The 8,581-nt window shown below is 40.3% G+C and carries 16 protein-coding genes; 12 read left to right on the top strand and 4 right to left on the bottom strand.

Features of this window, described 5'->3' with window-relative positions; translation table 11 throughout:
* Window positions 1-28: 28 nt before the first annotated feature.
* The 3 genes from A5294_RS02465 to A5294_RS02455 all read right to left on the bottom strand — a co-directional run bounded on the left by A5294_RS02465 (window position 29) and on the right by A5294_RS02455 (window position 2,348).
* Window positions 29-418: an ImmA/IrrE family metallo-endopeptidase gene (locus A5294_RS02465; protein WP_064340377.1), complete on the bottom strand. Its 390-nt coding sequence runs from the start codon at window positions 416-418 to the stop codon at window positions 29-31.
* 197 nt (window positions 419-615) lie between these two features.
* Window positions 616-1,698: a 3'-5' exonuclease gene (locus tag A5294_RS02460; RefSeq protein ID WP_197457098.1), complete on the bottom strand. Its 1,083-nt coding sequence runs from the start codon at window positions 1,696-1,698 to the stop codon at window positions 616-618.
* Window positions 1,699-1,886: 188 nt separating this feature from the next.
* Window positions 1,887-2,348 carry a helix-turn-helix transcriptional regulator gene (locus tag A5294_RS02455; protein WP_180947416.1) on the bottom strand — a complete coding sequence of 154 codons (462 nt, stop codon included), beginning with the start codon at window positions 2,346-2,348 and terminating at the stop codon, window positions 1,887-1,889.
* A 150-nt stretch (window positions 2,349-2,498) separates the two neighbouring features.
* Between A5294_RS02455 and A5294_RS02450 the strand changes: the two genes are divergently transcribed.
* Together A5294_RS02450 and A5294_RS02445 are read left to right on the top strand one after the other, a co-directional pair.
* Entirely contained in the window at window positions 2,499-2,723 is a 225-nt protein-coding gene (locus A5294_RS02450; RefSeq protein WP_230479104.1) for a helix-turn-helix transcriptional regulator, read from the top strand.
* Window positions 2,708-3,037, top strand: a complete 330-nt coding sequence (locus tag A5294_RS02445; protein ID WP_064340374.1) for a hypothetical protein — start codon at window positions 2,708-2,710, stop codon at window positions 3,035-3,037. The genes A5294_RS02450 and A5294_RS02445 overlap by 16 nt, the downstream gene beginning before the upstream one ends.
* Window positions 3,038-3,437: 400 nt before the next feature.
* Here the strand turns inward: A5294_RS02445 and A5294_RS02435 are convergent, their stop codons facing one another.
* Window positions 3,438-3,884, bottom strand: a complete 447-nt coding sequence (locus tag A5294_RS02435; RefSeq protein ID WP_064340372.1) for a hypothetical protein — start codon at window positions 3,882-3,884, stop codon at window positions 3,438-3,440.
* Between the two features lie 32 nt (window positions 3,885-3,916).
* Between A5294_RS02435 and A5294_RS02430 the strand changes: the two genes are divergently transcribed.
* The 10 genes from A5294_RS02430 to A5294_RS02375 all read left to right on the top strand — a co-directional run bounded on the left by A5294_RS02430 (window position 3,917) and on the right by A5294_RS02375 (window position 8,521).
* A complete protein-coding gene (locus A5294_RS02430) occupies window positions 3,917-4,270 on the top strand; it encodes a hypothetical protein (protein WP_064340371.1) in 354 nt (117 codons plus the stop codon).
* Window positions 4,270-4,626: a hypothetical protein gene (locus A5294_RS02425; protein WP_064340370.1), complete on the top strand. Its 357-nt coding sequence runs from the start codon at window positions 4,270-4,272 to the stop codon at window positions 4,624-4,626. Before A5294_RS02430 ends, A5294_RS02425 begins: the two co-directional genes overlap by 1 nt.
* Window positions 4,626-4,832, top strand: a complete 207-nt coding sequence (locus A5294_RS02420; protein WP_064340369.1) for a hypothetical protein — start codon at window positions 4,626-4,628, stop codon at window positions 4,830-4,832. Before A5294_RS02425 ends, A5294_RS02420 begins: the two co-directional genes overlap by 1 nt.
* Window positions 4,829-5,026: a hypothetical protein gene (locus A5294_RS02415; RefSeq protein ID WP_064340368.1), complete on the top strand. Its 198-nt coding sequence runs from the start codon at window positions 4,829-4,831 to the stop codon at window positions 5,024-5,026. Before A5294_RS02420 ends, A5294_RS02415 begins: the two co-directional genes overlap by 4 nt.
* A 190-nt stretch (window positions 5,027-5,216) precedes the next feature.
* Window positions 5,217-5,417: a hypothetical protein gene (locus tag A5294_RS02405; protein WP_016797627.1), complete on the top strand. Its 201-nt coding sequence runs from the start codon at window positions 5,217-5,219 to the stop codon at window positions 5,415-5,417.
* A gap of 1 nt (window position 5,418) precedes the next feature.
* Window positions 5,419-5,640 (top strand): DivIVA domain-containing protein, encoded by a 222-nt coding sequence (locus A5294_RS02400; RefSeq protein WP_231880177.1) that lies wholly within the window; start codon window positions 5,419-5,421, stop codon window positions 5,638-5,640.
* Between the two features lie 9 nt (window positions 5,641-5,649).
* On the top strand, window positions 5,650-6,168 hold the full coding sequence (gene ssb, locus A5294_RS02395) for a single-stranded DNA-binding protein (protein WP_064340365.1): 519 nt from the start codon (window positions 5,650-5,652) through the stop codon (window positions 6,166-6,168).
* A gap of 47 nt (window positions 6,169-6,215) precedes the next feature.
* Window positions 6,216-6,770: a hypothetical protein gene (locus tag A5294_RS02390; RefSeq protein WP_064340364.1), complete on the top strand. Its 555-nt coding sequence runs from the start codon at window positions 6,216-6,218 to the stop codon at window positions 6,768-6,770.
* Between the two features lie 13 nt (window positions 6,771-6,783).
* Entirely contained in the window at window positions 6,784-7,050 is a 267-nt protein-coding gene (locus A5294_RS02385) for a hypothetical protein (RefSeq protein ID WP_231880176.1), read from the top strand.
* 766 nt (window positions 7,051-7,816) lie between these two features.
* Window positions 7,817-8,521 (top strand): hypothetical protein, encoded by a 705-nt coding sequence (locus tag A5294_RS02375; protein WP_064340362.1) that lies wholly within the window; start codon window positions 7,817-7,819, stop codon window positions 8,519-8,521.
* Window positions 8,522-8,581 lie beyond the last annotated feature (60 nt).

The following is an 8,581-nucleotide window of genomic DNA, read 5'->3' as shown; positions in this document are numbered from 1 at the left end:
AGAAAAAATCTATATGATAATTAAGACATCACACAAGGACGGGTGTGGAAAGAAAAGAGCGATAGTCCTGGATAACATCACAAGTCACGCCAAGAGCTTCGGAAAGAAGCCAAACGTCAGTGCCATACATTGCTTCCGCAAACTTGTAATCAACATCGTCAATAAGCCTAGAAGCCGTTATGCGCCTTGTACGAGTCTCAAAACGCGAATCAAATCCACAAGAAACATCACGGTACTCCGCATGAACTAGTTCATGGCATAACGTACACAAACGCTGATGATCAGCCAAACGCTCATCAAGAAGAATCAGCTTACAAGCATCGTAATAATAGCCGCACACACTACCAGAAAGGCGACGTTCTTCAACGCGCACACCAAGGCGCGCGGCATCATCATAAAGCGAATCAAAACGAAGCATAATGTAACCTCAACCAAAACGTCTTAATACATGTCATGCCGTATGAGAAAATATAAATAACTCATCTGCCATGTGTAGAAGGAGACTCCTAGAATCGTCGTAAAAAAGCGATTCTAGTTTTTTATTTACTGTATAGCTTTGTTGAAGTAATTCACGATTGCACACTCGCGCCTTTCATAAGTTTGTTTTTATGTATCTTAATTACGAGGTTCAGAAGATTTCTTCTGCTTAAGTTTTTTTACTTTTTTATAGCAGACTACACTTACTGTGCCTGTAAAAGTAGCACCAATGAGCATTGTAGGGTCTTTCGGAGAACCAGCAATAAGTCCTACTGTAATTAGAGTACACAGTATTGTAATTACAATCCACACTAGTGTGATTAGAGTCCTCACAAAGCTTCTAAAATTATAATTTTTAGATGTTAAAACTTTTTTAGCACGGTGTTGCCCTTTGTTTACAAATTGATTCGCAGGAACATGCTCACTTGGCAATTCTTCTTCATAGATATTGACGTTTTGCTCTTCTTTATGAATATTGACGTTTTGTTCTTCCTCATAAGCATTATTATTTTGTTTTTCATTTACATTACTTTTATTGCCTACATGCAGATATTCATCCACGCGATTTTGAACAACAAGTGTAGCCTTGCAATCAGCTAACGAATCATGAGCATTATAGTAATAATCACACTCAGCTGCTGCCACTGTGAGCTTGATAAATTGCTTACCGTAGAAGATTTTACCGTATTGCCGCATAGTGTCAGTCACTTTGCTTTCATCTAAATAAAATCCCAATTCACCAAGAAAAGCTAAATCATATTCTGCATTAAATGCGCACACCTCTCCAGCAGCATCAAGAATTGCCTGTATTTTGTCAAAGTCTTCAGCAATGTGCTTTTTATTGGCTACATCTTCTGGGCTAATCCCATTGACTCTTTGTGCTTCTGGCCATTCGGTAACCTTTTTTGGCTTGTAATATTCGTTCAATAGAGTATCGCCATTGCCATCAATTATAGAAAGCTGAATAATTTCATCTTTTATAGGATCAAGGCCAGTAGTCTCGGTATCAAGAACAATTCGAGGAATAGTTGTTTTCGCTGAATTATTTTTAGAGTCTACACACAATTTGCAATCTAAGTATGAATTGCCGTCACCAAATTGCGAATATTTTTCACACCAAGAAAGCGAAACACTAGAACATCCAACTAAAGGCTCAAGCATTGCATATTTCCCGTAATTTCTAGGACTAACCTCTAGCAGTTTTATACCTTTCTGACTCATTATTGCCAATTTAGGCTTACGATTATTGGGCTGAGGTATAGAAATAACAGAGCACTTAGTGTACCTACGAGTGCCAGACAGAGGGGCATCACTTACAGCTTTATCTGGCTCAATAGTAAAAGTATGTACTCCAAAGAGTTTGCTGGCAGATTTCTTGTAACTTACCATTACTACTCTCCTATTTTCTCTTAGTCACGAGGGGTGGAGGATTCGAGGAATTTGTTAGGGTCGGTATGAGCCATAAGAGCAAAACGAGAAGGATCAGCAGCAATCATGTCGGCAACGTGACTCACATAATCATCATCCAAGTTGTTTGAAGATACAGAAGACACATCAGAACCAGAAGACGCACTCGACTCGGGCTTTGCAGGATTAGGAACTAATCTTCTTTCTCCCATTTCTGATATTAAACGAGAATATGCAGAGTCAATTACAGAACGTGGATCTGCATCTATAAGCTCGCAAGTATTCAATAAAGCCTCTAAAGGTATAGACGGCTTGGCATTTAACCATTTAGAATAACCAGACCTTGAATGACCTAGTTCATCAGCAATTTTCGTCTGAGAGATATTTCGAGACGCAAAATTGCCTTTTAACTCAAGACCTACGAGTTGAGCGAATCTTTCGCTTCTATTTATTTCTTTGCTCATACTACTGATATTACTCAAGTGAGTAATTAAAATACAAACTTTGATAAAAAAGTTATTCATATCAGCGTGTCGCGCTTGCATATGTTCGATTTGTGCTTTATCGTTACTCATATGAGTACCGATAATATACGAAAGAGTTTCGGGAACAACTTGGAAGAAGTCATAAAGAACATTGGAATGACTAAAAAAGCTGTATCCGAAAAATCTGGAATCCCTTATAGCTCATTAAATGCGATTATCAAAGGATACAGATGCGTAACACTTGAAGCGATTCTTTCTCTTGCTGAGGCAATGAACATTAAAGCATCTTCTCTTATACCTTCATCTCTTCTTGCAGACAGCAAAGAAAAGAGTCAACCATGCTTACCAGGCTAAAAAACGCGCTCAAAACAGGCAGCGCCGCGGACACCAAAATCTTGGAACTCATAGCCGAATATCGCAATGCACTCGATCAAGAAGAAAACGCGCTCAACAAAGTCAAAGAAGCGCGAGACAAGTGCCAAGCAATAAAGAAAGCCGAGCAAACAGTCAGAGACGCGCAACAAAAATATCACGACGCGCTACAAGAACTTCATAAGCAACAAGACAAATTCAACGAAGACAATGCAGAACTACTCTGCAAAGTCAGTGAAACGCATCGCGCCAGTAAAGACGCAGAAACGCAACTACTCAACGAAATAGGGAGGTGAGGAGGATGAGCGCAATAAGCTGCATTTTAATAGCACTAATGCTAATAGAAATAATTCTTTTTTATGCGTGGATTCGCCTTGTGCAGTTAGATGGCAAGGAAATAGATGAGTACACAAGACTTGTAGAAGTAGGGACGGAAGAGTGCTTAAAACGGCGTATTCCTATTAGAGAAATCTTATAAAGCGCTAAATATCCCTCCCCCTCCTCGATACGAAAGGAATAAGTCAATGCTACAAATCAGCCCGATGCAAATATGCAGCCTATGCGCGAATTTACTCGTGACAGTTGCAGAAATCTTCATGATATACACGCATTACAAAGACTACAAAGAAGATAAACGCAAAAACGAAGCCATTAAAGCAAAATGCGCAAAACTGCACATTGACTTAACTCCAGCAACTAGCGCAAAGCATTAGGAATTTGAAGAGTTAAAGAATAAGACTTCGAAACGTTATCAACCAATTCATCCCAAGTAATAACGCAATCACGAGTAGAACCGCAGTAAATGAAAAAGCTAACTTCACTCATAGAGCCAATAGACTCAGCACTAAACGGCGTAAAAGAAGCAGCATCAGGCACATCAACCTTAACGTTAAACAAAGTAAAAGGACTATCGTTCTTCAAAACGTACATGTGCTTAAAACTGCATCTAAGACTCCAACGAGTCTTGTTAGCAGCATTAGCTAAACGTTCCAACTCGTCAGCTTGTTTTTTCAAAGAGTCAACTTGCTTCTGAAGAGCGGCATCGCCTTTTTTAGCACGGCACGATTCAATGATACAACCAATGACGCTAATAGCAATCGAGATAAACATTCCAGCAATAGTTAACCAATTATCAAAACTCATACACAAAAGTGTAAAGGAAGAAAGGAACAGAAATGGAAGAACTTGAGATTGAACAAACATTTTCCAAATGTGCGTCTTTTCCCGTTTTTGTAGTAGCACTTCAAAACTATCTCAAAGCGTCGCTAGAAGCCGAAAGCGCGCTTTACGAATACGCTAAAGCAAAAAGTGAGTGCGAGTTTCTTGAAACTGCAAAAAAAGACTACGACATAGTTTATCAGGAAGAACAAGACGCGCTAAAAAGACGCAATCAAGCAGAAACCAAATTTGAAGAAGAACATAAAGAATTGTCAAAAAATGTTCGTTCTGCCAAAAGAGCACAAAAACGCGCTCTTTCTGAACTAGAAATTTTAAGGAAAAAACTAATTAATGAAGCAAAGGAACAGTAATGGAAGAGCAAAAAACCAAAGAACGCAAAGGCAATAAAGAGTACAAGAAGCTCAAGAAGATGCTTAAGAAAGCGTATAAGGCTTCTGTTAAGAGCAACCAGCTGCAAGCGTCTGTGAGGGAAGCAAAGAAAAACTTCCCTGGCTACATGGAAGCGCAACTAGCATTTCAAGAAGCTCGTTACAATGCGGACGCTGTTCCATATGCCGCATTAAAGCGTGTGGAAGCCGATTTTTATGAAGCATATGCAGAGCAGTTGGATAAATGTTCCACAATATCAAGGGAAGCTGGCACTCTACGGGTGACTTTTGAAGACATGCTTAATCACGCTGGTGAATGGAAAAACGAGGAAGAGTGATGAGCGAAGTCAAAAATTTAGCTGCCGAACTGCACGATGCAGCTGTAGAGAGAGCAGAAGCGCGATGCCTAGTGAAACAAGCACATCATGCTCTTTCCGTTGCAAATAAGAAATACGCCAAAGCATTACGCGCTATAGAAGTGCAAGTATGTGCAGATAACTACAAAAAAGACGTCGACAATTCGCAAGCAGAGGAAGAACAATGAGCTTCGTACAAAAATATCCGTACACAACAACGCTTATTAGCTTCATCTGCTTCGCAGTCAGCTTTTGGGCGGCAATTCACAACGCACTCTACTGCTTCAACGGAGCAAACCTGCTCGGCATTACAGGAATAGCAATTTCGCTTGCTGTAATACTGCATGCAAATGCAATCATTCAAGAAAGAGCAGAACAATGAAAAAGTACGTTGCAATGACTATAGGCGTTCTTATAACACTAGGAGGCGTAGCACTCGTATTTAGTACCTTCTGCAACTTAAGCCTTTACCTATGCATGCCACTCGGGTTATTCCTCATACTCATGGGGATTACGGGTGTAATAGCGGCGACTGAAATTACAGGGAACAAAAACATAGAAAAGGACAAACAATGAGTACATCAGCACTTACACCAAGAATCCCATACAAAAGACTATGGAGTCTTAAAGAAGTATGCGATCAGCTCAGCATGGACAAACGTGCCGTGATGAAGCTTGTAGACGCAGGAATTTTGCACATGCCTCACGGACGCTTACCAGGCAGCAAAGTTTACATTACAAACACAAGCATTGAAAAGTATGTAGGTGAATGAGATGGCTACCCTACTAACGCCACAAGACGTAAAGGACATGCGATTCACGGAGTGCTCTGGCTTTTTTGGAATGCCAAAAGGGTACGACGAATACGAAGTAGATCAAGCATTAGAAAAAGTTCAAGAAACCATTGAAATACTCGGCAGCGAATGGATAAAAGCACAAAAAATGATAGCAGTATACCGTGCGCAACTTGAAACAGCCGGGCTACTAGCTGAATAAGGAAAAACCATGAGCGATAACACATACTACATTGCAGGAAATCTTACAAAAGACCCAGTGGTAAGCACTACTCCTAACGGCACTGCTGTAGTGAATTTCACAATTGCTGCAACCACTCGCGTGCTTGATTCACAAACCTCGCAGTACAAGGATACTGGCACCGTTTTTATGCGTTGCACAGCATGGAGAGCGTTAGCAGAACACGTTGCTAAAAGCCTTACAAAAGGCATGAGAGTTATCGCGTATGGAAAGTTAGAACAAAGCACGTACGAAGCCGAAGACGGCTCACGTCATACTTCAATCAAACTCAGCGTAGAGGATATTGGAGTATCAATGCGATTTGCAACAGCGCAAATTACGCAAATAAAACAGCAGGGCATTCAGCAAATGATTTCACAGCCTCAGCAAATGCAGACGCTTCCTCAAGCGCCACAAGCTCAACAGTCTATGGCACCTAATCAAGACCCGTGGGTGCCAAAAAACAATATAGATCGCTACTACAGCAAAGATTCAGAATTTTATAACTAATAAAAGATTTTAGAAAACTATACACAGCCTTTACGAAAGGAACAATCATGGCACCACTATCCAAAGCAAGGCGAAAAGAAGCTTGCGAGTTGGTTATTATCGCAAAATGCGATGGCATCAATACGTTAGATTCTAAAGAACTGAGACTTGTCAAACGCTATATGCAAGAAATAGGCGAAGAATCACTTGAAGAAGCATACAAGCAAGCTCTGGAAGAAAAGAAAACTCCTGAAGATCAGCAAAACCCGAGGAAAGCAAAAGAAAAGAATTCAAGTCAACCAGCAAAACAAAATACAAAAAGCGGTAAACATGATACAACAACATCAAAGTTCCTTGAAGACTGGCCTGAAGGCTCTTTTGACCATCTTAAACACCCTTTGCAATATGAAGACTTTGTAAGCATGTGTAAGGCTAACCCAAATCGTGTAGCACTATTCAAAAAAGACCTAACGCGGCACACTGCATCATGCATAGCCAATCGAATAAGGCGTGCACGCTTAAAAGCATTCGAAGCCAATAAAGGGCACTTTGAAGCACGAATATTATTGCGTGATGAATCTTATTCAGTATACGTGAAATACGTTCCACAAAAAGCCGCGTAAAAAGGAATTAACAATGCTATTCATACCCATTTCGCAGCAAAAACCAGCTTTACGCTATTTTTCGCAAATTCACCGCATATACGCTAACAGCAAATATGCAAAGCCTGAGATAGTGCCAGTTGCACTTACAGGATCACAACACTTTAACGGCACAATTTTTACGCAAAAAGATGAAGTTGTTATTAACCCTCAAAAATACAACAAACTCGTAAATACTCGCTGCGGTACAGATCGGCGCCATTACCCTCATGCAGTAGAGCTTTACGGCTACTGGCAATAATACAAAACACACAAGCCCAAAACGCATTTTAACTACGTTCTGGCAGTCGCATTGGCCAAATGCGGGATAACTTAACGCGGCATAGACTTACACCTCTTAGGCAGCGTAAATAGCCGTTGTAAAGACCTATACCGGTTTCCCTACCGGTTGAACAAGCGTTCCGCAGTATTGAGCGGAAAGAGTCGGGAATTGATGCTGCAAGGCGTCTTATGACAGGACGACCGGATAAGCGAACATGGCAAAGCCAGAGCCTTGCAGCAAACCGCCGTGTGAGATATTTTTTCACTCGTCATACGCGATGGCTTGGCTCCGCCGAAAGCGCTGTATGGACGACCTAGAAGTCATCGAGAAAATGAGATTGAGAAAGCCAAAAAAGCTTTCTCAATTTTTATTTTCCCCTTGGCTAGGTCGTCCCACTCAAGCAATTCACCACCGAAAGTGCAGGGAATTTTCGAGAGGAGAAAATAATGAGCAATCTAAAACTTGAGGAAGTAGATCAATCAAGTGGGAAGCAAGTCAGATTGAAAAAACTGAACTGCAGACTTCAACACTTACTTAAACTTTTACGATCAACAAAAAGAATCGAAGTAGACGAGAAATACTTAATAACAGCATTAAGCCTCAGAACATTAAGCAGACACGACAAAGCAGGGAAACACGCACTTCAACAACTCATAAGCGTCAACGCGATAACGAAGCCATTAAAGCAAAACGGTATTCGTTATTGGAATGTAGCAACACTCACATCACACTTGGAAGGAACGCAATGCAAAGTTACACTTTGAAAGAACAACGTGAATACGTGAAGCTTATTAATTCGCTTCCATCATTAAATAAACAGTTATCAATGTTGGCATATTGTGAAGTGAAGCGTAGCCAATCTGGGTATCATGCTCATATAAACAGAAGCGTAACACCAGTAAACTTGAACGCTCTTGATAAGCTTGATGAGCTTGAAAGCTTAGAGCGTGAAATATTAAGCCAACTTGGCAGCAACAACTTAGCGGTTGCACAGACTTCACCAATTATTACAGTTATTAAAGCGCTTAAAGATAATGCAAAAGAAATAGTCTTATTGGCAAGCGCATCAATATCTTATGAACAGTTAAAAAATATTAGAGATAAAGTTCTAGCAGATACAAATCCAAAGGTCTTAAAAACATTTGGGTTATGCCCAAACTGTAGAAGACCCTTAAGATATGAAAGCACTAACGAGTGTGTTACTTGCCAATCATGTAGATCAGTGACGAACAGCAACGAAGTTTTAAGGAATACGCGTAAAGAATTATCCAAGCTTACTTATGTTGGGAGCAGCAAGCAAGCATCGGAGTTTATCAGAGAGAAAACGGGCATAGATATAAAGCCTACTACTTTGCGAAAACTATCAAGCACTGGAAGAATTCATATTTCAAAAAGCGTAAATGGAATCAAATGGCCAATAGGAGAAATAGTGAAGAAGAAGTTATTCTAATTACACAACACTCCCGAGTATAAAGATACTTGACAAAGATTCACAGATATTTGATATAAT

It is taken from the genome of Gardnerella sp. 30-4 (genome assembly GCF_001641215.1).
GTDB lineage: Bacteria > Actinomycetota > Actinomycetes > Actinomycetales > Bifidobacteriaceae > Bifidobacterium > Bifidobacterium leopoldii.
This window is presented reverse-complemented; position numbering and strand designations above follow the sequence as displayed.

Bases quoted from the DNA above. Each gene is read 5' to 3' on its own strand.
- A5294_RS02405 (WP_016797627.1), top strand. From the start codon at position 5,217: ATGAGTACATCAGCACTTACACCAAGAATCCCATACAAAAGACTATGG.
- A5294_RS02460 (WP_197457098.1), bottom strand. From the start codon at position 1,698: ATGAGTCAGAAAGGTATAAAACTGCTAGAGGTTAGTCCTAGAAATTAC.
- A5294_RS02420 (WP_064340369.1), top strand. From the start codon at position 4,626: ATGAGCGAAGTCAAAAATTTAGCTGCCGAACTGCACGATGCAGCTGTA.
- A5294_RS02435 (WP_064340372.1), bottom strand. From the start codon at position 3,884: ATGAGTTTTGATAATTGGTTAACTATTGCTGGAATGTTTATCTCGATT.
- A5294_RS02400 (WP_231880177.1), top strand. From the start codon at position 5,419: ATGGCTACCCTACTAACGCCACAAGACGTAAAGGACATGCGATTCACG.
- A5294_RS02415 (WP_064340368.1), top strand. From the start codon at position 4,829: ATGAGCTTCGTACAAAAATATCCGTACACAACAACGCTTATTAGCTTC.
- A5294_RS02465 (WP_064340377.1), bottom strand. From the start codon at position 418: ATGCTTCGTTTTGATTCGCTTTATGATGATGCCGCGCGCCTTGGTGTG.
- A5294_RS02390 (WP_064340364.1), top strand. From the start codon at position 6,216: ATGGCACCACTATCCAAAGCAAGGCGAAAAGAAGCTTGCGAGTTGGTT.
- A5294_RS02430 (WP_064340371.1), top strand. From the start codon at position 3,917: ATGGAAGAACTTGAGATTGAACAAACATTTTCCAAATGTGCGTCTTTT.
- A5294_RS02445 (WP_064340374.1), top strand. From the start codon at position 2,708: ATGCTTACCAGGCTAAAAAACGCGCTCAAAACAGGCAGCGCCGCGGAC.
- A5294_RS02375 (WP_064340362.1), top strand. From the start codon at position 7,817: ATGCAAAGTTACACTTTGAAAGAACAACGTGAATACGTGAAGCTTATT.
- A5294_RS02455 (WP_180947416.1), bottom strand. From the start codon at position 2,348: ATGAGCAAAGAAATAAATAGAAGCGAAAGATTCGCTCAACTCGTAGGT.
- A5294_RS02425 (WP_064340370.1), top strand. From the start codon at position 4,270: ATGGAAGAGCAAAAAACCAAAGAACGCAAAGGCAATAAAGAGTACAAG.
- A5294_RS02385 (WP_231880176.1), top strand. From the start codon at position 6,784: ATGCTATTCATACCCATTTCGCAGCAAAAACCAGCTTTACGCTATTTT.
- ssb (WP_064340365.1), top strand. From the start codon at position 5,650: ATGAGCGATAACACATACTACATTGCAGGAAATCTTACAAAAGACCCA.